This window comes from Amorphoplanes digitatis, from assembly GCF_014205335.1.
Lineage (GTDB): Bacteria > Actinomycetota > Actinomycetes > Mycobacteriales > Micromonosporaceae > Actinoplanes > Actinoplanes digitatus.
Window position 1 is genome coordinate 5,850,817 of record NZ_JACHNH010000001.1, and the last position, 22,756, is coordinate 5,873,572.

The 22,756-nt window shown below is 72.1% G+C and carries 18 protein-coding genes; 5 read left to right on the plus strand and 13 right to left on the minus strand.

From position 1 onward, the window contains the following. Window positions 1-17: 17 nt before the first annotated feature. The gene (locus BJ971_RS25715) at window positions 18-692 is read right to left on the minus strand and encodes a DUF8189 domain-containing protein (RefSeq protein ID WP_465252409.1); all 675 of its coding nucleotides are present in this window, start codon (window positions 690-692) and stop codon (window positions 18-20) included. On the opposite strand from BJ971_RS25715, the gene BJ971_RS25720 reads away from it, so the two are divergent. After that, on the plus strand, window positions 691-1,482 hold the full coding sequence (locus tag BJ971_RS25720; protein WP_184995773.1) for an alpha/beta fold hydrolase: 792 nt from the start codon (window positions 691-693) through the stop codon (window positions 1,480-1,482). The two genes, BJ971_RS25715 and BJ971_RS25720, sit on opposite strands and share 2 nt — an antisense overlap. A 4-nt stretch (window positions 1,483-1,486) precedes the next feature. Here the strand turns inward: BJ971_RS25720 and BJ971_RS25725 are convergent, their stop codons facing one another. Further along, window positions 1,487-3,520, minus strand: coding sequence for a DUF4153 domain-containing protein (locus BJ971_RS25725; protein WP_184995774.1), 2,034 nt, complete (start codon window positions 3,518-3,520; stop codon window positions 1,487-1,489). Between the two features lie 225 nt (window positions 3,521-3,745). Between BJ971_RS25725 and BJ971_RS25730 the strand changes: the two genes are divergently transcribed. Beyond that, window positions 3,746-5,119: a TrpB-like pyridoxal phosphate-dependent enzyme gene (locus BJ971_RS25730; RefSeq protein ID WP_184995775.1), complete on the plus strand. Its 1,374-nt coding sequence runs from the start codon at window positions 3,746-3,748 to the stop codon at window positions 5,117-5,119. Window positions 5,120-5,132: 13 nt separating this feature from the next. Here the strand turns inward: BJ971_RS25730 and BJ971_RS25735 are convergent, their stop codons facing one another. Beyond that, a complete protein-coding gene (locus BJ971_RS25735) occupies window positions 5,133-6,092 on the minus strand; it encodes a GlxA family transcriptional regulator (protein ID WP_184995776.1) in 960 nt (319 codons plus the stop codon). A gap of 70 nt (window positions 6,093-6,162) precedes the next feature. Here BJ971_RS25735 and BJ971_RS25740 point away from each other — a divergent pair, with 70 nt between their 5' ends. Beyond that, window positions 6,163-6,885 carry an MBL fold metallo-hydrolase gene (locus BJ971_RS25740; RefSeq protein ID WP_184995777.1) on the plus strand — a complete coding sequence of 241 codons (723 nt, stop codon included), beginning with the start codon at window positions 6,163-6,165 and terminating at the stop codon, window positions 6,883-6,885. Here BJ971_RS25740 and BJ971_RS25745 read toward each other — a convergent pair. Continuing rightward, entirely contained in the window at window positions 6,876-7,286 is a 411-nt protein-coding gene (locus tag BJ971_RS25745) for an HAD domain-containing protein (RefSeq protein WP_377884879.1), read from the minus strand. The two genes, BJ971_RS25740 and BJ971_RS25745, sit on opposite strands and share 10 nt — an antisense overlap. Before the next feature lie 70 nt (window positions 7,287-7,356). Here BJ971_RS25745 and BJ971_RS25750 point away from each other — a divergent pair, with 70 nt between their 5' ends. Next, on the plus strand, window positions 7,357-8,166 hold the full coding sequence (locus tag BJ971_RS25750; RefSeq protein WP_184995779.1) for an alpha/beta fold hydrolase: 810 nt from the start codon (window positions 7,357-7,359) through the stop codon (window positions 8,164-8,166). 46 nt (window positions 8,167-8,212) lie between these two features. Here BJ971_RS25750 and BJ971_RS25755 read toward each other — a convergent pair whose 3' ends face one another. The 3 genes from BJ971_RS25755 to BJ971_RS25765 form a co-directional block, all read right to left on the minus strand. Continuing rightward, the gene (locus BJ971_RS25755; RefSeq protein WP_184995780.1) at window positions 8,213-9,247 is read right to left on the minus strand and encodes a hypothetical protein; all 1,035 of its coding nucleotides are present in this window, start codon (window positions 9,245-9,247) and stop codon (window positions 8,213-8,215) included. Between the two features lie 64 nt (window positions 9,248-9,311). Beyond that, complete coding sequence (locus BJ971_RS25760; protein WP_184995781.1) at window positions 9,312-13,997, minus strand: DUF6531 domain-containing protein; 4,686 nt, start codon at window positions 13,995-13,997, stop codon at window positions 9,312-9,314. A gap of 192 nt (window positions 13,998-14,189) precedes the next feature. Then, window positions 14,190-15,581, minus strand: coding sequence for an AAA family ATPase (locus BJ971_RS25765; RefSeq protein ID WP_184995782.1), 1,392 nt, complete (start codon window positions 15,579-15,581; stop codon window positions 14,190-14,192). A gap of 189 nt (window positions 15,582-15,770) precedes the next feature. On the opposite strand from BJ971_RS25765, the gene BJ971_RS25770 reads away from it, so the two are divergent. After that, entirely contained in the window at window positions 15,771-16,298 is a 528-nt protein-coding gene (locus BJ971_RS25770) for a hypothetical protein (RefSeq protein WP_184995783.1), read from the plus strand. Here the strand turns inward: BJ971_RS25770 and BJ971_RS25775 are convergent. From BJ971_RS25775 to BJ971_RS25800, 6 genes are all read right to left on the minus strand, one after another. Next, a complete protein-coding gene (locus BJ971_RS25775; RefSeq protein ID WP_184995784.1) occupies window positions 16,285-17,190 on the minus strand; it encodes an LLM class flavin-dependent oxidoreductase in 906 nt (301 codons plus the stop codon). The genes BJ971_RS25770 and BJ971_RS25775 overlap by 14 nt on opposite strands. Continuing rightward, a complete protein-coding gene (locus BJ971_RS25780; protein WP_184995785.1) occupies window positions 17,187-19,277 on the minus strand; it encodes an LLM class flavin-dependent oxidoreductase in 2,091 nt (696 codons plus the stop codon). The genes BJ971_RS25775 and BJ971_RS25780 overlap by 4 nt, the downstream gene beginning before the upstream one ends. A 56-nt stretch (window positions 19,278-19,333) precedes the next feature. Continuing rightward, a complete protein-coding gene (locus tag BJ971_RS25785; RefSeq protein ID WP_184995786.1) occupies window positions 19,334-19,996 on the minus strand; it encodes a thymidine kinase in 663 nt (220 codons plus the stop codon). 138 nt (window positions 19,997-20,134) lie between these two features. Continuing rightward, a complete protein-coding gene (locus tag BJ971_RS25790; protein WP_184995787.1) occupies window positions 20,135-20,737 on the minus strand; it encodes a hypothetical protein in 603 nt (200 codons plus the stop codon). Window positions 20,738-21,081: 344 nt separating this feature from the next. Beyond that, window positions 21,082-21,603, minus strand: a complete 522-nt coding sequence (locus tag BJ971_RS25795; protein WP_184995788.1) for a hypothetical protein — start codon at window positions 21,601-21,603, stop codon at window positions 21,082-21,084. A gap of 46 nt (window positions 21,604-21,649) precedes the next feature. Beyond that, on the minus strand, window positions 21,650-22,573 hold the full coding sequence (locus BJ971_RS25800; protein WP_184995789.1) for a hypothetical protein: 924 nt from the start codon (window positions 22,571-22,573) through the stop codon (window positions 21,650-21,652). Between the last annotated feature and the right edge of the window lie 183 nt (window positions 22,574-22,756).

Sequence of the window (22,756 nt, forward strand, 5' to 3'; positions counted from 1 at the left end):
GACGCCTCAGCCGCGGCTCACCAGGTGCTGCCCGGCCACACCGCCCAGTTGCTCCAGCCGCCGCTCGGGGTCCAGGTCCGGAAGAACATGTCCTTGTACAGGCCGACGACGCGGATCCTGATGAACGACGCGGCCGTCGGGCCGTCGACCACGACCTGGCTGCGGACGTCGCCGGGGTTGGGGCCGAGGGGGTACCAGCCGGACCAGGTGCCGTTCGCGTCCTGGTGGATGGTGTAGGCCTGGAAGTCGGTGCCCACGACGAACACCTGCTGGCGCCCGTCGGGCCACGTGACATAGGTGGGCTCGTACTCGCGGATACGGGCACCGCGGTATCCGCCGACGGTGATCGAGGTGGTGGGCGCGTTGCCGACGCGGCGCCAGTTCTTCCAGCCGTCCGACGCGCTCCACTCGCGCGCCCACCAGCCGCCGTCGCTGCCGATGGTGTTGATGTCGATATGGGAGTTGGTGAACGTGGTGCCGTTGATCCAGATCTTGGCGTACGCCTCGCCGCCGAGCGGATACCAGCCGGACCACGTGCCGTTCGCGTTCTGGTGGTTGGTGTAGACCTGGAAGTCGGTGCCCACGACGAACCACTGCTGGCGCCCGTCGGGCCAGCTGAGTGGAGATGAGCGGTAGCGCCGCGGCAGCGCGGCGGTAAACGCGTGACCTCGCCTGTGGCAGACTGCCCGGATGACGGCTGAGCTGCGCGTTCTCGAGGGTGGCGGTGGCGACGGGCCGGTCCTGGTGCTGTTGCACGGGCTCGGCGCGACAGGTGACGTGTGGAGCGGCTGGTCGGCTCCACTGCGGCGGCACTGGCCGGGCCGGTGGATCGCGCCGGACCTGCCGGGTCACGGCGGCTCGGCGCCGCCGGCGGCGTACACGTTCGACGGCCTGGCCGACTCGGTGGCCGGGCTGATCACGCCGGACGTGCCCGCGGTCGTGCTCGGGCATTCGCTGGGCGGGGTGGTCGCGCTGGCGCTGGCCGCGCGGCGGCCGGCGGAGGTGCGCGGCGTCATCGGGCTCGGCATCAAGGTCGCGTGGAGCGACGAGGACCTGCGGCGGGCTCAGGCCATGGCACTTCGGCCCCGGGCGTGGTTCCCGTCGCGGGACGAGGCCGCCGCCCGCTACCTGCGGGTGGCCGGGCTGGACGGCCTGCTCACGGCCGGCGACCCGGCGGTAACCGCGGGGCTGGTGTCGCGGGACGGCCGGTGGAGCCTGGCGCTCGACCCGGCGGCCTTCGGCGTGGGCCGGCCGGACATGCCGGGGCTGCTGGCCGGGTGCCCGGCCCCAGTGGTGCTGGCCCGCGGCGCCGGCGATCCGATGAACACCGACGAGCAGCTTGCCGCGCTGGGCGTCCCGGCGGTCACGCTGGCCGGCGTCGCGCACAACGCGCACGTGCAGGACCCCGAGCTGGTGTTCCAGCTCCTCGCGCGGGTGGGATGCGTCGAGCCCGGCGCCACCGGGGTGGCGCCGGGCTCTTAGCGCGTCAGCGCCGTTTCTTGGGCAGGTCGTACTGGTCGGCGGCGCGGCAGTCGGCGTGCGTGCCGACCGCGCCCGGGCCGAGGCGCTCCAGTGCCGCCCGGGCCCGCGAACGGCCGAGGTTCCACGCGTACCATGGGTCGGGCTCCTTGAGGTCGTCGGCGATCCAGCTCAGCGTGCAGCGGCGTACCGGGTCGGGCAGGCGGGTCAGCGCCGGCGTCGCGTCGGCGGACAGGGCACGCAGGTACCAGGCGTCGATCTTGCCGGTGTGCTCGTAACGGACGGCGTTGCGGCTGGCCGCGTACCCCTCGGGGTCCAGGACCGCTAGGCCGAGCAGCATGAGCACGGCGAGACCGACGGTGGCGCCCGGGATCCACCCGCCCCGCCACTTGACGCCGGCCGCCGCGATCAGGATGAAGACGACGCCGAGCAGCAGCTCGGAGGACATCACGAAGATGCGCTCGCCGGTGAAGCTGTAGACCCTCTGGTACGCCCACATCCGCGACAGCGCCGACACCACGATGACGACGCTCAGCCCGCAGAGCAGTCCGAGCAGGACGCGCAGCAGCATCCGCTCCAGCGGCTCGTCCCGGCGGGCCCAGCGGGCGAGGGCGGCGAGCAGGGCCAGCGACAGCAGCGTCACGGCGACGAGCTGCCAGAAGCCGCTGCGGGCGTACTCCGCGTAGCTGAGTCCGGACGTCTTCAGCACGTGCCGGTCCCCGCCGAACAGCACGGTGAACTGCACCGCCACGAACCCGGCGAAGAGCAGGACCAGCGCCGAGGCGGCCGGCGCCCACTCGACCAGGCCGAACCGGCCCCGGCCCTCGGTGTCCAGGCTTCCGGTCGCCGGCGGCGCCGACAGCGTGTAGGTGCCGGCCACGGCGATCAGGCCGCCGACCACGGCCAGGAAGATCCATTTGAAGATCGAGCCGCCGTGGAAGGTAGGCACGGCCTTGTCGAGCAGTGTCGAGAACGCGACGTCGGCCGAGGACAGCAGCGCGCCGAAGACGAACAGCACCACGGCGGTGAGTGCGACCGAGAAGACGACCCGCCGCGCGATTCCCGGGTTGCGGCTCGCCCGCAGGTGCCTGCGCACCCACGGGATGCCCTTGAACGCGGCGTACGGCGCCGCCACGAGGCTGAACAGGATCGACCGGACGCGCTGGCCGCCCACGATGGCCAGCGCCGCGCATCCGAGCGCGCCGATGACGCTGAAGGTCACCAGCCACCACGCGTTGCGGAAGGTGAGGACCAGGAGCAGGGCGAGCGCCGCCGCGGCCCACCCGGACCGGATCCACACCTCGGTGCGCGACAGGTTCGCGGTGCGCCGGACCGCGGCCACGACGCCCGCCGTCAGCACGAGCCAGCCGAGGAACCAGCCGATGCCGGTCCGGTTCAGCGGCACGAAGAGCACGAAGCCGAGCGCCGCGGCGAGCACGGCGGCCGGCACGGCCCGGCCCTCGGCCTTCGCCGGGCCGGGCCAGTGCTTCTCGCGGAACTTCTGCCACCGCGAGGGCGGCGGCTGATACCGGGTGTACGCGACGAGCGGTACAGCCTGCGGCGGAGGGTGCGGGGTGTTCCGGGTGGGCCGGACCTGCCCGCCGGTGGGTGCGGCCGGGGCCGGGGCGACCGGCGGCGGAGGCTCGCTCGCCTCGACCCGGTCGGATTCGCCCGATTCGATCGGGGCGGCGTCGGGCTTGACGGGAGCCGGGTGACTGACAGTGAGTACCGGCCCGGCCTCGGCGACGGCCACCGATGCGGGATCCGGTACGCCGGCGCCGTCCGGTGCGGGCGCCTGCACCGGGAGCATGGGTATGAACAGCGCGTATCCCCGCGTACCAGATGGAACCTGGACGGGGATCGCCCAGGCCGGCGCTCCGTCCGGTCCTGGCCAGGGCATCGACGGTATGGCGTCGTTCGGGGACATGACCAGCAGTTGTGGTGCCGGTACGGGTGCTGCGGCGGCGTCACCGTGCGGGCCGGGCGCCGCGGGTCGCGCCGGGTCCGTCTGGTGTTGTTGCTCGGGTGGCGGCTCGGTCATGACGCGCTCCTCGACTCTGGGTTCGCACACTGTAGGGCGTGGGCGCACGCGATTTCACGCCGGAACGATCCCGTATCGCCGCGACGACTGAGAGTGATGATCTGAGCCCTGCCGTACAGCCCGCTCCGGAGCGGGCTGTACACGGTGGAGCGTGTGGGAGGAGACCTGAGCGAAACGGCGTGGCGCTCCTGGCGTGGCGCCCGCTCGCGGCCCGATGATCGGGCCATGACTGATGCCGACAACGCCACCAAGATCTTGCTGTCCGAATCGGAGATGCCGCGCCGCTGGTACAACATCGTGCCCGATCTGCCCTCACCGCCACCGCCGGTGCTGCACCCCGGCACGCTCCAGCCGATCGGGCCGGACGACCTCGCGCCGCTGTTCCCGATGGCCCTCATCGAGCAGGAGATGACCGCGGAGCGCTACGTGGACATTCCGGAGGAGGTGCTCGACGTCTATCGCCTCTGGCGTCCGTCGCCGCTGTTCCGGGCGCGCCGGCTCGAGAAGGCGCTCGGCACCCCCGCGAAGATCTATTACAAGTACGAGGGTGTCTCGCCGGCCGGGTCGCACAAGCCCAACACCGCGGTGCCGCAGGCGTTCTACAACGCGGCCGCCGGGGTCCGCCGCCTCACCACGGAGACCGGCGCGGGCCAGTGGGGCACGGCCCTGGCGTTCGCCGCCGCACAGTTCGGCCTCGAGTGCGAGATCTGGCAGGTGCGCGCGTCTTACGACCAGAAGCCGTACCGGAAAATCATGATCGAGACCTTCGGTGCGACCGTCCATCCGTCGCCGTCGGAGCTCACCGAGGCCGGGCGCGCGATCCTCGCGACCGACCCGGGCTCGCCCGGGTCTCTCGGCATCGCGATCAGCGAGGCCGTCGAGGTGGCCGCGCATCATCCGGACACCCACTACGCGCTGGGCAGCGTGCTCAACCACGTGCTGCTGCACCAGACCATCATCGGCGAGGAGGCGCTGCTCCAGCTGGCCAAGGTCGGCGCCGCACCCGACGTGATCGTCGGCTGCACCGGCGGCGGCTCGAACTTCGCCGGCCTCGCGTTCCCGTTCCTGCGCGAGAAGCTCGCCGGGCGGATGTCGCCGACGATCCGCGCGGTCGAGCCGGCCTCCTGCCCGTCGTTGACCAAGGGCACCTACGCGTACGACTTCGGCGACACCGCCGGGATGACGCCCCTGATGAAGATGCACACGCTGGGCCACGACTTCATTCCCCACCCGATCCACGCCGGCGGCCTGCGCTACCACGGCATGTCGCCGCTGCTCTCACACGTGTACGAGCTCGGCCTGATCGAGGCCGTCGCCAAGACGCAGCGGGAGTGCTTCGAGGCGGGCGTGCGGTTCGCCCGCAGCGAGGGCATCATCCCCGCGCCCGAGCCGACGCACGCGCTCGCCGCCTGCGTCGAGGAGGCGCTGCGCTGCAAGGAGACCGGCGAGGAGAAGGTCATCCTCACCGCGCTGTGCGGGCACGGCCACCTGGACCTGCCCGCGTACGGGCGCTTCCTGGCCAATGACATGGAGGACCACGAGCTCTCCGAACAGGCCGTCAAGGCCGCACTCGCCGGCCTGCCCTCCGTGCCGGCCTAGGAGGTCCCGCCGGTCACTCGGCCCGGAAGCTCGCCCGATAGGACTGCGGCGGGACGCCGACGATGCGGCGGAAGTGCGGGCGCATCGCCACGCCGTCGGCGAACCCGCTGGCCCGGGCCACCGCGTCGACCGGCAGCGCGGTGGACGACAGCAGGTCCTGCGCCTGCAACACCCGCTGGTGCAGCAGCCATTGCAGGGGCGAGCAGCCGGCCGCCTCGCGGAAGCGGCGGTCGAACGTGCGCCGGCTGACGTGTGCCGCGGCGGCGAGCCCGCCGATGTCCAGGGCCGGGTCGTCGAGGTGGCCCAGGGCGTGCCGCATGGCGTCGGCGACCGCGTCGCCGGCCGGGAGATGCGGGACCGGCCGGTCGACGAACTGGGTCTGGCCGCCGGCGCGGTGCGGCGCGACGACAAGCGCGCGGGCCGCCGCGTTGGCCACCGCCGGGCCGTACTCGCGCCGCAGCAGGTGCAGGCAGGCGTCGAGCCCGGCGGCGCTCCCGGCGCTGGTGACGATGCTGCCCTCGTCGACGTAGAGCACGTCGTCGACGACCTCGATGCCGGGGTGGCGCCGGCGCAGCTCGTCCAGGCACTGCCAGTGTGTGGTGGCGCGCCGTCCGTCGAGCAGGCCGGCCTCGCCGAGCACGAACGCGCCGAGGCAGAGCCCGACCACCGTCGCGCCGTCCCCGTGCGCGCGGCGGAGCAGATCGAGGATCTCCGGCCGGGTCGGCGCGCCGCCGGGCGCCCGCCAGCCGGGCACGATGACGATCGCGGCCTCCTCGAGCGCCGCCAGCTCGCATGGCGGGGTGATCGTGATCCCGGCGGTCGTGCGCAGCGGCCCGTCGCGCTCACCGGCGACGCGCACGTCGAACTCCGGCCCGCCGTGGTTCGTCTCGAACACGCGCGGCGCCACCGCGACCTCGAGGATCGGGGCGTTGTCGCCGACGATCACGCCGACGACGGTGGGTATGCGGGTCATGGCTTGAATCTATCGCAGCATGTCTTTCCAGCCACTGCCGCGGCCCGGGCCGAGTCCGCAGGATGGGGGCATGACCTTCGCGATCCGCTCGTTCGGCGGCCCCACCGTCTCGTTCACTTTCGGCGGCCTCACCTTCCTGACCGACCCCACCTTCGACGAGCCCGGCGACTACCCGATCGGGAACCGCAAGCTGACAAAGACCGCGCCGCCGGCCGGCAAGCCCTCGGAGGCCGGCAAGGTCGACGTGGTGCTGCTCTCGCACGACGAGCACCCCGACAACCTCGACAACAGCGGCCGCGAGTTCACCACGACCGTGCCGCTGGTGCTGAGCACCCCGGGCGCGGCCGAGCGGATGGGCCCGCCGGTGCGCGGACTGTCGCCGTGGGAGAGCACCGACCTGGGCGGCGGCGTGACGGCGACCGCGGTGCCGGCCCAGCACGGCCCGGACGGCACCGAACACCTGACCGGCAAGGTCACCGGCTTCGTCCTGCACGGCGAGGGCCTGCCGACCGTGTACGTGAGCGGCGACAACGCCTCGCTGCGGGTGGTACGGGAGATCGCCGCCCGCTTCCCGTCGATCGACCTGGCGATCCTGTTCGGCGGCGCGGCCCGCACCCCGCTGGTGGGCGACGTCAACCTGACGCTCGACGCAGCGGGCATGGTGGAGGCGACCCGCATCCTGGGCGGGCCGACGGTGGTCCCGGCCCACATCGACAGCTGGGCACACTTCACCGAAACCCCCGCCGACGTCCGCGCCGCCTTCACCGAAGCGGGCCTGAGCCTCTACTCGTGACGGCCGGCGAGCCATCTACGAATCACCGAGAAATCCGCGTCGGTTAGGCCGACGAGCGGGTCGACGCGATGCACCAGAGCCCTCCCCGGATGGTTCCTCGTCACCCACCGCCGGTCGGCGTCGGTCGCCTCGTCGTCGATCCAGACGAACGGGCGACCGGCGGCCCACCGGGTGAGGAAACTCGTCTTCCAGTGCAGCCCGCGCTCCGGCAGGTCGTCGGCATCGGGGAAATCGACGACGGGTAACTCCGGGAGCCCGAGCCTGGGAGAGATGACTTCGTTCGCCTCCCCCATCCACGTCGTCGCCCAGACGAGCCGGCAACCCAGCTCCAGCAGCCTGCGCCCATCCGCAGGATCGAGCCGGTCCAGGAGGGGGTTGCCCAAATTAGCGCCTGCCACCAGAGGCCCGGCAGCCTTAGTAAGATCAACACTCCTGAGGTCCACAACGACTTAGCCCGCCCCTAGGAGACCTGTGGCCATCACTCCGCTCGGAATCGCCTACGACCACACTGTGGGCACCAACGGTCTGCCGATCGTCCTGATCCATGCTGGTGTCGCCGACCGCAGAATGTGGGATCCCCAGTGGGACGTCCTCGGCAGCGAACACGATGTCGTGCGGCTTGATCTACGCGGCTTCGGGGAGTCGACGGCTGCCCCGCAAGGGTCACTGTCGCACGTCGATGACGTCCTCTCGACGCTTTCGCACCTCGGCGTCGGGCGATGCCACCTCGTGGGCTCGTCGTTGGGCGCCGGTGTCGCATTCGAGGTGACGCTGACGGCGCCGCAGCTCGTTCAATCCCTTCTGCTGTGCCCACCGGGCGGCAGCCTGCTAGCCGAACTGACCGACGACCTCAAGGCCTTCTTCGACGCAGAGAAGAGCGCGCTCGCCGTTGGCGACATCGATGCCGCCGTCGAAGCCAACATCGCCTCTTGGGTCGTCGGTCCGCGCCGGGACGCTTCGCAGGTCGACCCCGGATTCCAGGATGTCGTACGACGCATGCAGCGCCGGGCGTTCGAGGCGACCGCGTCCTGGGCAGACGTCGACGAGGTCGAGCTGAATCCGCCTGCGTTGGATCGGCTGGACGAGATCAAAGCGCCGACGCTGGTGCTGGTTGGCGGTCACGACCTCGCCACGACCCGAGACTCCGCAGACCGGGTGTGCGCAGGGCTTACCCAGGTTCGCCGCGTCGACTGGCCGGACGTAGCCCACCTGCCGTCGCTGGAACAACCGGACCGATTCCTCGCCCTGCTCCTCGACTGGGTAGCCAACCACAGGGACTGAACGAGCGAACCGTCATCAGCCTCGGCCAGTGGCAGGCGTGACGGGTTCAGCGGCGGGTGCGGTTCAGTTCTGCTACGGCTGTGGGGGTGGAGAGGCAGGCGGCCAGGAGGGCTCGGGCGCGGGCTCGGACGGTGGGGCTGTCCGGGTGGGTCGGTAGCCACTGTTCCGGGTCGCCGATGGTCAGGCCGTGGCGGCCTTCGCCCAGGTCTTCCGCGCCTTCCGGTGGTTCGCCGAGGCGGTTGATGTGGCCGGGTGAGAGGACCTGGAACCACATCGCGTCCGGGACCAGTGCGTCGGCGAGCCATTCCGCGGATGGGCGGGCCGGGTCCCACCAGCCGGTGGTGAGCAGGCGGTCGGCGTCTGCGTCGGCGGTCACGCCGGCCCAGTCGACCCGGCCGGCGAAACGGCGGGCCAGGTCTCGCTGGCGGCGCATTCCGGCGGGCCAGCCCGGGCCGGCGTGCATGAGGGCCAGTTCGCCCCGGCCGAAGCCCTCGGCGGCCACCGCCGACTCGACCGGGTCGGCGCCGGCGATCAAGATGACCGTGGTCTCGGCGGCCAGCATCGGCGCCAGCGTCGCGGCCACCTTTCCCGCCGGGACCTCCACCGGTGTGGAGAGCACCAGGCCGCGCGGGGGCGTCGCGCCGAACCATTCCTCGGCGGCGGTGAGCTGCCAGCCCGCGCCCGCCGGTCCCCGGATCAACGCCCTTGCCGCCGACCGCAGCGAGCGCAGTCCCAGGTACCGGGCCATGTCGTTGGGGGGAATGATGATCTCCGCCGCCGTCACCCCGGCGTCGGCCAGGAGTCCCGCCAGCCGCGCGGGTAGGCCGTCGCGCAGGGAGTCCGGCATCTGGCCGACGTCGATCGTCAGGGCCGGGCCGTCCGGCAGCGGCACGACCGGGCCGACGTACTTGGGTCCGAGCCAGGCACCCGACGCGTCCACCAGGCCCGGGTCGCGGCCGCGCAGGCCGTCCGCGAAGGCCTCCACCGCGGTGCGGGCCGACGCCGGGGTCGGGGTGCGTACCTGCAAGGTGATCGTGGCGTCCGGCATCAGCGCCGCGGCGATCTCCGGTGACACCGTCAACGCGCCCTCCCCTTGATCCGCGGGCCGGGGTGCGACCGCAGGTCGCGGCCGCACCCCTGGCCGGTCAGCGCCGGCGTGGCGGAAGCTTGGGGCCCTTGCCGCCGTTCTTCCACTTGCCCTTCTTCTTGGCCTTGATCTTCGCGCGCGCCGAGTCGTCCACATTGTCCTCCACGTCGAAGTACACGTGGCCGGCGTCGGCGCCCCAGACCACGACGTCCGCGCTCTCCCGGCGCAGCCCGAGGAAGCCGTAGTTGCGGCTCACCTCGAAACCGTCGGCCCAGTCGGTCAGCTCGGTGCCGAGTTCCCAGCTGATGCCCCACTCGTTGTGGCCGTAGCCGAGGTAGCGGGTGAGCTGGTCGTTGACCTCACCGACGCGCTTGCCGTTGTCGTAGATCTTGACCTCGTAGATCTCCTTCTCGTCGGTGACCAGGTCGATCCAGTGTGCGGTGGGGAAGAACCACGAGCCGTCCGGGCGCTGGGTCATGCCGCCGGAGCGGGGCCCGACCTCCCAGTCGACGTTCTCGTTCAGGCCCTTGTCGAAGATGTCCCACAGCTCCTCGAAGATGTTGTCCCGCTCCTCGCTCAGGTAGTTCACGACGAACGCGCGGGCCGCGTACTCCTGCTTGTGCTTGTCGTACCAGAGCTCGGACAGCGGCCCTTCCGCGCCGTTCAGCGCCCACTCCACGCCCTTGTATCCGCCCCGGGTCTGCAACGGCACGCCCTGGAAGCACTTGGTGTGCTGGTCCGGGCTGTTCCCCGCGTCCGGGCAGTCCCAGCGGGCCTGGTTGAGCGCCGCGATCAGCGCGTCCAGGAACTGCGACAGGAAGCCGCCGAACAGGCCGATCGCGAACTCGCCGGTCGGGTCGACGTAGTCCTGCGGGCTGTTGTTGGCGTACCCGTACGGGGTGACGATGTCGGTCTGCCCGACCCGGGTGGACAGCGGGTCCCGGGTGGTGAACCGTCCGGTGCCGCTGTCGTAGGTACGGGCCCGCAGGTAGACCTCGGAGCCCTGTGCCAGTTCGCCCCGGTAGCCGAAGGCCGGCGAGGCGCCGTGCCGGTCGTCCTTCGGGCGGCCGAACGGGTCGTACCCGGACGCCTGCGCCCAGTCCTCGGTGGCGTCGGTGCGCAGGGTGGAGCCGAACACGTCCTTGGAGAACACCGCGTCACCGCACCGGGAGTCGGCCAGCGCCCGGCCGTACCCGTAGATGAAGTCGGCATCCGGCGTGCAGGAGGTGGTCGCGGCGGCGTCGTGCCCGCCGCCGCCGGTGACCCGCTGGCTGAGGATCTGCGGCAGTTCGTCGGTGACGCTCCAGCGGTACGCCGTGGTCGTCGGCCGGGTCTCGGTCAGGTGGCCGTCGTAGCGGGTGCTCGACGTGACCTTGGTGAGCAGAGAGTCGCCGTCGTAGGCGGAGATCACCGTCTCGGTCAGCTTGCCCTCGGTGGTGGTGGAGACGGCCGGAAGACCGAATCCGTCGTACGCGATGGTGCGCGCCCGCTTGCCGTCCGACTCCCCGGTCTGCCGGCCGACCGCGTCGTACGCGTAGGTCACCTTGCGGGTGCCGGTCGTCGCCGAGAGCAGCTGGTCGGCGGCGTCGTAGGCGAGCGTGGTGGTCTTGCCGGCCCGGGTGATCGAGGTCCGGTTGCCCACCTCGTCGTACTCGGCGGTCAGCACGTCGCCGTCGTCGCCGCGGACCGCGGTCAGCTGGTCGCCGGCGTCGTACCGGTACTCCAGCACGTCGTCACCGTCGACCTGCGCGGTGATCAGGCCGTCCGAGTCCCGGGTCAGCCGGGTGTCCCGGGTGTACCGCCCGTCCCGCAGCTCCTGGTACCGGGTCAGCATGTCGCCGGTGTAGCCGTACCGGCGTTCCCACTTGTCCGGCAGCTTCTCGGTGACCAGCCGGCCGTCGGCGTCCAGCGTGTACGTCGCACGCCCGGCCGCCGAATCGAGCGAGACGAGCTGGTTGTTCGCGTTGTACCGGAAGGTGGTCCGGCCGCCGCCCGGGTACTGGAGCGACGTCTGGTTGCCGGCCGGGTCGTACGCCATGGTCAGCTTGCCGCCGTCCGGCCCGGTGGCGCTGAGCAGCCGGCCCGCGGCGTCGTACGCGTACGCGGTGGTGCCGGCCGTGTCGGTCATCGCGGTACGCCGGCGGGCGCCGTCGTAGGCGAAGCTGACCGCGGTGCCGTCGGTGCCGATCTTCCGGGTCACGTCGCCGATCGCGTTGTACTCCCAGCGGGACGTGCCGCCGGCCGGATCGGTCACCGCGGACAGCCGCCCGGACGTGTCGTACTCGCGCTTCGTGACGCGGCCCAGCGGGTCGGTGAACGACCTCTCGCGCCCGTTGGCGTCCCGGCCGAACGTCCGCTTGGCGCCCTTCGCGTCGGTCAGCGTGATCAGCCGGCCGCCGCCGTCGTAGGTGTACCTCGTCCTGCCGCCGTTGGCGTCGATGGTGGTGACCAACTGCCCGGCCGCGTCGTACTTCAGCTCGTGCACCGCGCCGTCCGGCCGGACCTGGGCGATCTCCTCGCCGCGGTCGGAGAACCGGAACTTGTGCACGCCGCCGCGCGGGTCGGTGATCTGCGTGACGTGCCCGTCGGCGTCGTACTTGTACCTGGTGACCAGCCCGGCCGGGGTGGTCTCGGAGATCCGCCGCCCGTCCGCGTCGTACGCGTACCTCACCACGCCGCCGAGCGCGTCGATGATCTGCGTCTGCCGGCCGGCGGCGTCGTAGCGGTACTGGGTCCGGTTGCCCTTCGGGTCGATCACCGCGGCCAGCCGGCCCGCGGTGTCGTACTCGTACCGGGTGACGGCGCCGGTCGGGTCTGTCTCGGTCGCGGTGCGGCCCATCACGTCGTACGTGGTGCGCCACACCGCGCCGGTCGGGTCGGTCTTGGAGATTTGCCGGTTCGCGACGTCGAACTCGTACCTGGTGACCCGGCCCAGCGCGTCGGTCGTGCTCGTCACGTTGCCCCGGGCGTCGTGTCCGGTGACCGAGGTGCCGGCCGGCTCGGCGACCTCGGTCACCTGGCCGTCCGCGTCGTAGGTGTACCGGGTGACCGTCCCGTCCGGGTAGGTCACCGCGTTGCGCCGGCCGAGCGTGTCGTAGCCGAAGGTGGACACCCCGCCGGCCGAGTCGGTCACGGTGGCCGTCCGGCCGTCGTCGTCGTGGGTGTAGCGGGTACGCCGGTCCAGCGGGTCGAGGGTGGCGGTCAGCCGGCCGGCGCCGTTGTACTCGTTGCGGTACACCGCGCCGACCGGGTCGGTGGTGGTCTGTAGCAGCCCGGCGGCCGAGTACCCGTACTTCGTGGTGGCGCCGGACGGCTCGACCCGCTCGGTGATCCGGCCGGCCGGGTCCAGCTTGTCGCGCGCGGCCCGGCCCAGCGGGGACACGGTGCCGGTTCGCCGGCCCGCGTCGTCGTACTCGTACCTGGTGACCCCGTCCAGCGGGTCGGTGACCGCGGACAGCCGGCGGCCCTCGTCGTACGCGTAGGTGGTCTTCGCCCCGGCCGGGTCGATGCTCTCGGTGATCAGCCCGTCCGTCACGGTCGCCCGGGTCACCGAGCCGTCCGGCGCGGTGATCTCGGACGGGACCCGGCTGACGCTGGAGTACGCCAGCCGCAGCACGCTCTGTCCCGGTTCGGTGAGCGTGACCAGGCGGTCCTGCGCGTCGTACCCGAACGTACTGACCGCGCCGCCGAACTCGGACCGGATCACGTTGCCGTGTCCGTCGTAGCCGACCGCGGTCTGCCGGCCGCCGGGGGTGGTGACCCCGGTCAGCCGGCCGTTGGCGTCGAACGTCTGTACCGCCGAGTTGCCGGCCGGGTCGGTCACCCGGATCAGCCGGCCGGCCGCGTCGTGCTGGTAGGTGGTGACGGCCCGGTCGGTGGTGGCGGTCGCGGTGGTGGTACCGGCCTCCGCGTCGTAGGCCAGGACGACCCCGCCGGAGGTGAGGTCCTGCCGGGTCACCCGCCCGTCGTCGTAGGTGTTGGTGAGCAGCCGCCGCCCCTCGGCGTCCTCGAGCTCGCGGAGCAGGCCGTCGGAGCCGAAGGCGTACTTCGAGGCCGCGCCGTCCGTTGCCGTCACCGTGGCCAGCGTGTGGTCCTCGGCGTACCCGTAACCGACCGTCCGGCCGTCTCCGGCGGCGACCTTCGACAGGCGGCCGTCCGGGTCGTAGGTGAAGGCCAGCGAGTAGCCGGCCGAGTGTTCGACCTTGCTCGGCCGGGCATCCGGGTCCCGGGTCACGGTGAGCCGCTGGCCCTCCCGGGTGCGCTGCGTGAGCAGCCCGGCGGCGTCGAAGTAGCTGCGCTCGTCCCCGGCGAAGTACCGCAGCACCAGCAGGCCCCCGGCGTCCCGGGTGAGCTCCGCCTCGAGATCCTGCGGGGTGCGGAAGCCGCCCGCACCGTCGGGTGCGAACGTGAGCACCCGCCCGTCCTCGTCGTGCAACGCCACCGAGCCGTCCGGCGCCTCGGTCACGTGTGCGCTGTAGGAGGTGCTCCAGCCCGCGCCGAGCGGGCTGTCGGCGGTGTTCAGCGAGTTGTAGGTCCGGCGGAAGGTGAGCGGCCCGGCGGTCAGGTCGGTCCAGTTCCGGGTGAAGTTGCCGGTGGCGGTGTTCACCCCGGCACCGGCGGAGCCGTAACCGGGACGGCTGCCGAACAGCTCGGCGACCGGCCGGGTGACGATCGGCGCCGCCCAGGCGGGCGCCGGAGCACCGGAAACGATCAGTGCGAAGGCCGTTAAGGCCACAATGGACATACGGAATCTCAAGGCAACCGTCTCCCCCGTGTTTCGGTTGCGCACGCCCTCGCGACGCACGGGCGGAAAGACGAATGTCAATGACTCAGGCCCCCGCCACGGCGCAGCATATAGAGACGCGTCCATGGTGGACAGGCCCGCGATTCCGGTAAACGGCGGTCGTGCGGAAATGTCCTGAGTACGGCGGGGCGGTCAGCCCGGGTCGGTGGAGCCCAGCAGGGAGCGGGTGATGCTCTGCGCCTCGTCGAGCATCTCGCGGGTGGCCCGGGTGAGGTCCTCGTCGGTGGTGTCCCGGTCGGCCTCGGCGGCGATCAGGACGGCGCGGCGCACCAGCTCCTTGAAGAACGACGCGGTCATGCCCTCGGCCCGGGTCGCGACGTCGTCCAGCTCGGCCGGCGAGAAGGCGATCCGCCGGGCGTAGCGGGCCAGCAGCAGGCGGCGGGCCCGCTGGTCGGGCAGCGGCACCTCGACGGCCAGATCGACCCGGCCGGGGCGCTGGGCCAGGGCCGGCTCCAGCACGTCGACCCGGTTCGTGGTGAGCAGGAATGCCACGTCGGCGTCGTCGCTGAGCCCGTCGAGCGCCTCCAGCACCTCGAACAGCAGCGGCTGGGAGCCCGGGCCGTGGTCGCGGCTCTCGGCCACCAGGTCGCAGTCCTCCAGCACGACGAGCGCCGGCTGGAGGGCGCGGGCCATCCGGGCGGCCTCGGAGACGTGCCGGATCGCCGGGCCGGACAGCAGCACCACGGTCAGCTCGGGCAGCGCGCCGAGCAGATACCGCACGGTGTGCGTCTTGCCGGTGCCCGGCGGGCCGTAGAGCAGCAGGCCGCGCTTGAGGTGCTGGCCGGCGGCGCGCAGCCGCTCGCGGTGCCGCGCCACCCCGGCGACGTGCCGGTGCAGCCGGTCGAGCATGCCGTCGGGCAGCACGATGTCGTCCGGGGCGAGGGCGGAACGCCGGTGGAAGGTGATGCCGCCGACGCCCGGCTCGAAGTCGGAGCCGCCGAGGGTCAGCACCTGTCCGCGAAACACCGACCGGAGCACCATCAGCTCGCGCACCTCGGCGATCAGCGCCGCAGCGACACCCGGCGCCGGGCTGAGGATCTCCATTCGCGCGGTGATGCTGCCGTAGCGCGCGGCGGCGGCGCGTTGCAGCACCGCGACGGGGCTTGCGCCGTACGAGAAGAGGCGCAGCCCGAACGAGACGGCCTCGCGCGTGCTCTGCGGCCCGGTGGCGACGCTCGCGTAGTCCACCGCGCCCACCGGGAACTGCTGGAAGCGCCCGGCCATCTCCAGCAGCTCGCCGAGCGAGTGGTGGTTACGCTGCTCGCCGCCGCCGATGCCGAGCAGCTGGGCCTCCCCGTCGCGGTCCTGTAGCTCGGCGAGCGCTATGTCGAGGTCAACGAACCGGTACGCCGGCATCTCCTCGCCGACCACCGCGATGCTCCGCGGGTCGGCGCCCAGGTGCTCGTGCAGGATCGGCGCGAGGGCGCGGTCGCCGTCGGCCTGAGCGCCCTCCCGGTGATTGGCCACCACCTCGTCGAGAAAGATCTGGAAGGCCGCGATGAAGTCCTCGGTGCGCTGGTCCATGCCGGAAAGCTAGCGAACATCCGCGCGGGCCGAGGCCCGTTCGCGCCGCGGATCCCCCCACCGGACCGGCATTGACGAGCCGCGACCGAGGCACGACCATCTTCAGTGGACGGGGGTCACGGATCGGCATCCGGTCCAGTTCTGCGTTTACCCACTGGTTCCTCCCGTCCATTCGGACAGGAGTGCGCGATGAATCGGAACATCCTGAGAAGTGGCGCGGCCCTCGTCGCAGCGGTGTTGCTGACGACGTTGACGGTGCCCGCGCAGGCGTCGGCCGGCCCGAACCCCGGCCGGGCCGTCCAGGCGATCGCCCCACCCGCACCGGCGGCCGCCGCCTCGCTCGCGGCCGCGCCGTCCCCTTCGATCTATCCGGCGGTAACGGTGAAGTACATCCGGCCGGACGGCGGGTACGGCTGCGACCTGGATTACCTCTGCGCCCTCGCGTGGGAGCCCAACTATCTCTGGGTGGACGGGCAGGGCGGCGCCCGGCTCGGCGGCTGGGCGATCTTCTACCTCTACAACTGCCGGGAGTACGAGCTGTCCAACTGGCTCGGTGACGGGTACTACCTCGACAACCAGAGGCCGGCCGGGCTGCGGGGCGTGCGGTCGTACTTCCGCAACCAGTTCCACAACCAGATCGGCAGCTACATCACGCCGGACGGCACGCAGCACGGGCCGTACGACTGGAACCCGGTCTGGTACATCAAGAACTGCTGACCCGTTCGGCGGCGACCAGCTCCCGGACGGCCGGGGCCACGTCCGTGGCGAACTCCTCGAGCTCGGCGGGGTCGTCGGTGGCCAGGATGAAGGTGCTGACGCCGTACTCGAGGGTCAGGCCGGCCAGGTCCTCGGCCCACTGCTCGGCCGGTCCGTCCAGGAAGGACCGGCCGAGGGCGGAGAAGGTGCCGTTGATGTTCAGGAGCCGGCGGATCCGGCGCGGGTCCCGGCCGGATTGCGCGGCGCTGTCGTCGATGTGCCGGTTGAGGCCGGCGTAGTCGGCGGCCCCGCCCGGCAGGTAGGACAGCGACGGCAGCACCCCGTCGGCGGCCCGGCCGATCAGGCGCAGCATCCGTGGCTTGTAGGCGCCGACCCAGATGCCGATGTCGTGCGCCGGCGCCGGTCCGCGCTTGGCGCCGGCCACCTCGTAGTAGGAGCCGCGGACCTGTACCGGTCCGGGCCGGTCCGCGTCCCAGACCTGGCGGATCACCTCGATCGCCTCACCGAGGGCGTCGACCGACCGGCCCGCGGTGAGGCGCCGGCCGCCCATGGCCTCGATGCCGTCCCAGAAGGCACCGGCACCGATGGCCAGTTCTATCCGGCCGCCGGTGAGCCGGTCCAGCGAGGCGTGCGCGCGGGCCAGCACCGCCGGGTCGCGCAGCGGCAGGCTCAGGACGTTGCCACTGAGGCGGATTCTTTCGGTACGCGCGGCGGCGTACGAGATCAGCGTCCAGGTGTCGTGGAACCGCGCGATGTAGGGGTGGTCCTGGAAGGTCACGAGGTCGAGTCCCGCCCGGTCCGCCACGACGGCGAGCTCGACCGCCCGCGCGGGCGGCTCGGCGGTGGGCGTGATGAACGCGCCGAACATCAGGTCGTGGCCGTAGTCGGTCATCGCTGCTCCTCGTCCGGAGGAATGTTGAAGTTGTCGCGGAACAGGTTGCCCGGGTCGTAGCGGCGTTTGAGCTCGCGCAGCCGGGCGAGGGTGGCCGGTGGGAACGCGTCGGCGAGCCGGGCCGGGCTCTGATCGGTCTCGAAGCTCAGGTACAGGCCGTCGAAGTGCCGGTAGAGGTCCTGCCAGGCGGCGTCGACCCTGCGTGCCGACGAGCCCATCACGGTGACCGAGAAGTTGGCGGAGCGATGTGCGTAGGCCGTCGCCTCCTCCGGAATGTCGGCGACCGCGCCGCCGACCGTGCGGATCTGGAACCAGTGGACCGCGCCCGAGGCGAGCAGCTCGGCCGCCGCCCTGCCGAACTCCGGCGTGAGGTGCTCGATCAGCCCGGACCGGGCGACCGGTTCGCCCTGGCCCCGGTGGTAACCCTCGCCCGCGTTCGCCATCACCGCCGGGTACGGCAGGAGGGTGACGTTCTGCTGGTAGAGCGGCGCCACCGCGGCGATCGGCTGGAGCAGGTCGATGATCGTCTCGGGGTCCTCCGCGTCGACGACGCCCAGCAGCCGGGCGAACGCCGGGCTGCCCGCGCGCGGCGGGCCCATGATGAGCTGGCCGCTGACCTCGCGCGGCGCCGCCTCGATCGCCCGGCCCCACTTGACCAGCAGGTCGGCCGGGTCGTCGGCGGCCACCACGAGCTGGGCGAAGCCGACCTTGCCCACCTCGTCGGCCTCGAAGTCGAAGCTGGTCACCACGCCGAAGTTCGCGCCGGCGCCGCGGACCGCCCAGAACAGGTCCGGGTGCTCGGCCGGCGAGGCGCGCACGACCGCGCCGTCGGCCAGGACCATCTCGACCCCGCGCAGGCGGTCGATGGTCAGGCCGTGCTTGCGGGCCAGCCAGCCGACCCCGCCGGCCGTCGCCAGGCCGCCGACCCCGACGCCGCCGTAGTCGCCCGAGCTCAACGCCCAGCCGTGCGGCAGCAGCGCGCCGGCGACGTCCGTCCAGCGCGCGCCAGGCCCGACCCGGACCAGGCGCCCCGGCTCGTCGATGATCTCGATCGAGTCCAGGGCCGCGAGGCTGATCACCAGGCCGCCGTCGTTCGTGGACCGGCCGCTCACGCCGTGTCCGCCGCTGCGCAGGCCGAACGGCAGCTCCGGGTGCGCCCGGACGTATCCGAGTGCCGCCACCACCTCGCCGGTCGTGCGGGGCCGGAGCACCAGGCCGGGGCTGCCGCCGCGCAGGTACGTCGAGCGGACCCGGGCGTACTCGAGATCGCCCGGCTCCACGGCCGTCTCGGCCAGGGACGCGGGGAGGTTGTCGTAGTCGATGCCGGTGCGGCGCTTCGCGCGTACCGCCGCGGGGCGCCGGGTGGCCGGGGCCGGATCGGTCTGCCGGAGACCCGGAATGATCTTCTCGGCGAAGTGCCTCAGCTCCTCGGGGTCGTCGGTGCGGATCAGGACGGTGTCGGCGCCCAGCGCGAGGAGGTCGGCGGCGGTCGCCGACGGCGGCATGGCCGCGACGCGGCGCAGCTCGGCGGGCTCGCGCCCGGCCTCGGCCGCCGCCTCGTCGAGCAGGGCGCCGGACCCGCTACCCCATAACCCGTCGGAGGTACGCCCGGCGACGCGCGCCAGCGCCGGATCGTCGCCGTACACCATGATCGGGATCCGGTGCGCCGGCAGCGGACCGCGCTGTGCCCGCGGCACCCGGTAGTGCCGGCCGAGGTGCCGCACCGGGGTGGCCTCGCCGGCGTCGAGCACGCCGCGGATGATGTCGATGGCCTCGCCCAGCGCATCGGGCTCCCCGGCCAGGGCCAGCTCCAGCCGCCCACCCGTGAGCAGGTCGAGGCTGGCCGCCGAGCGGGCCAGCACGGCCGGCTCCCGGTCGGACACGTCGAGGCCGGCGGCGAGCAGGCCGATCCGCTCGGTGCGACCGGCGATCCAGCCGAGCAGGGTCCACGCGTCGAGCTCCTGGCCACCGTCGGGGACGGCGACCAGGTCGAAGCCGAGCTCCTCGGCCCGTCGCGCGAGCGCGGGCGATCCGGCGCCGGGCGTGACGAGCACGCCGAAGCGCAGCGGGTGCCCCCCGTCAGCCATCGTGATCCCCCCGGGACCATTCATACCGCAACCGCGACGACGAGGGGGTGCGGACGCTACTCGACGTGGCCGGCGCCGACCGGCGTCCGCTCCGTCTCCGGTTCCGGTTCCGGCTCCGGCTCCGGCTCCGGCTCCGGGGCGTACGGCTGTCCCGCCCGGTGGTGGCGCCGGCACAGCACCACGTAGCCGACGCCGGCCTCGGTGTCGCCGACCACGACGGTGTCGCCGTCGCGGACCATCACCCCGTTCACCACCCGGGCGTTCATCCGCGCCGGCTGGCCGCACCAGCACATCGGGTACACCTGTAGCGCCTCGACGACGTCTGCCAGCACGACCAGCCGGGCCGACCCCGGGAACTGGAGGCCGCGGAAGTCCGACAGCAGCCCGAACGCGAAGACGTCGATGTTGTGATCGTCCACCAGGGCGGCGAGCTGGTCGACCTGGTCCGGGGAGAGGAATTGGGCCTCGTCGACGATGACGTGGTCGACGCTCGGGCCGGGCCGCAGCAGGACGAGGTCGGTGAGGTCCGCCTCCGCGCCGATCTCGAGGGCGTCGGCGGTGAGGCCGATGCGGGAGGAGACTATTCCGGTGCCGGCCCGGTCGAGGCGGGTCATCAGCAACCCTCGGCGGCCACACGCGGCGTAGGTGTGCCGGTATTGCAGCACCATCGTGCTCTTGCCGCTGTTCATCGCCGCATGCCGGTAGTGCAAATGGGCCACTGTGGGTCGCCGCCTCCTGCCGGGTCCGGTTACGTCGTCGCGCGCGCCTGGCCGGGCCCCTGCGCACGCGGCACGAGACCGCGGCGCGGCAGGCGGGAGGATCGTAACGGATGCCCCGCCTGCAAGATCAATTTGCGGTCACCGTCGCGCGGCGGGCCCGGTTGCTTCGGCGCGCGCACCGAGCGACGACGACAGGGCCGGCAGCGGGAAGAAGCGCAGGCCATCGATGTGCGCCCGGCTCTCGAGCGTGCCCGGACGGGCCGTGGCGGCGCCGCCGGACGCCGGCGAATCGTCCGGCGCGCCGGCACGATCGCTGAGCGACGCGCCAAGATTGAGCACGGCAAGCGACGCGATCCCGACCAGCGCGATCCGCATCCGCCGTGATCTGAGCTTCCCGGTGCGGCGCGCCTTCGGGGCGGGCGGAACCGCCGGCGCCGGTTCCGGTTCGGGCTCGGCCGCGGCGGACGCCTCCCACTCGACCGAGGGGTGCCAGTCGTCCTCGACATCGAAGGGGAGCAGATCCAGCCCCACGTCGACTCCGTCGTGCGCCGACCTGAACCATCGGAGCCACGTATTCGGGGCAGGTTCGTCACCCAGGGTGGCAATCAGGCTCTCAAGCGAGCCTTCAAATTCAACACGCTCGGTTAAATCGGGCTCTTCGACCCTCACCGAACCGATTTCGGCCTCACCCAGTTCAGGCTGGATTTCAAGCACACCGACGGACCGCACACTCCCACTCACGACGGTGACTATAAGTGAATTAGAGAGATCAATGTCAAGCTCGCAATACCGGACGGATTCATCACTTTAAGTGAGATCAATGGCGCCGGCCGGACGGTCCACAGAGTCCATCGCCGGCCGGCGCCCGTGCACCGACCTGGGCGCCGCGCCGATCTCCGCGCGCGATGCCCGATGACCAGGTCCTTTCGCGACACCCGGCCGCCGGCGGCACCGCATCCCCTACCGGCGGGTATGACGTCCTCGTCACAACTCTCCCGGCGCCCGCCTCAACACGGAAGGTGACAACAATGGGGTGGTCATTGTGACGCCGGTCGCTGCCGCATGCCGATAGCCGTGAGCGACAGCTACTGACGGCCGTTCGCACGCCGGAGCAGGTCGGCGGCGATCGCGACGATCATGCCCGCATACGCCCAGAATATGGCGTTCGCAAGGGCGGAAACCGGGTCCCAGGATCCGTGCCAGGCGTCGCCGACGGCCTGCGACCAGGTGTCGCCGCCGCCGGTGCTCCACGGCATCGGGAGTCCCAGGCTGACGGTCCAGGCGGCGTCGCAACAGACCTGACCCATCGGGATCACGGTGCCGGCCAGCAGGCCGACCACGCCGACCGCGGTGCCGGCGATCCGGCCGGGCCGGCTGGTCCGCTCCCGCCGCCGCGCCCGCGCGATCAGGACGACACCACCCATGATCACCACCGCGGCGAACACCGAGACGTGCCACTCCGCCTCATAGGCGGTGGCGTTCATGCCGCCCACGTACAGGCCGAAGATGACGCTGCCGGCGCCGGCCAGCACCCGGACCGCGGCGGACAGGGCGCGCGGCCGCCGCAGGTCGGCGGCGGGATCCGCGTCGTGCCGGGCATCGATCATCGCCCGATCGTCGCACGCCGCCGCACCCGGCGGCGAGATCACCCGATCACCCGGTCGGCGTCGGAGCAACGCCGGCCGGCGCCAGGACCAGCGTGCAGTTGACGCCCGGCTCGGCCGGCGACGCACAGCCGTCGGCCGGCTCCTGATCGGCTCGCCCTTCGCCGATCACCCGGGCGGTGACCCCGATCCATGACCGGCCGGTCTCCGGCACGAACGACACCGTGAACGGGTACGACACCGCGCCGTCGCGGTCCGGGCCGACGTAGGCGCGGAAGATCTCCGTGCCGCCGTTCAGCGTCGCCGGATCCGGCAGGAGGCGCGCCTTTATCTCGTACCGTTCGTCGTTCGACAGCCCCTGTGCGGTGATCTTGCCGGCGAGCGTGACATAGCCGGCCGGCTCCTTCGCCGGAGTCACCTCCAGCGCGATCGTGGGTCTGCCCGTGGTCCGCAGCGTGGCCGTCGCCAGCACGACCATCGCCAGCACGGCCGAGCCGAAGAGGAAGACCCCGGTCAACGCCAGGCCGGTGCGCAACCGCAGGCGGGAACGCCGCGTGACCCATGCGATGGCGGCGATAGTCCCGGCCGCGATCCCGCCGATGAAGGCGTACCAGGCCCAGGCGTTGAACGTCGTCCGGGCGCCGTTCTGCTGGTACGCCCATCCCACCAGGGCCCACATCACGGCGGCGAGCACCCCGGCGGCGGCGAGGCCGCCCCGCACGCCCCGGGGACCGTTCCGAACGGTCAGGTCGGTGCGAACCAGGGCGGAGGCGAGGCCCGCGAGCACCGCGACACCCGCGACGCACGTGCTCGTGAGGGCGGCCTCGGGAGCGTTGCGCAGCAGAGCGGTGACGATCCCCGTGCCGATCCCGAAGACACCGAGGACGCCGGCCGCCACGGTCACCGCGCTCGCGGAGATGTTCAGGAGCCGGTCATACCCCGCCGGCTCGGCGTTGCTCACCTCGGTTGCCACGCCTCAGCGTATGCCGCCGGACGTCCGAAGTGGACGCGCCCGCTGGACCTGCCGACCTCGTGAGATCGAGATTGCCGCCGAACCCGGCATATCGAATAAGCAGCCTTAAAGCGGTCAGCAATGTCCCTCAAGGTTAAGGAACTCGACCCGTAGGGATAAGTGTGTGGCGGTTGTCACGCCTAC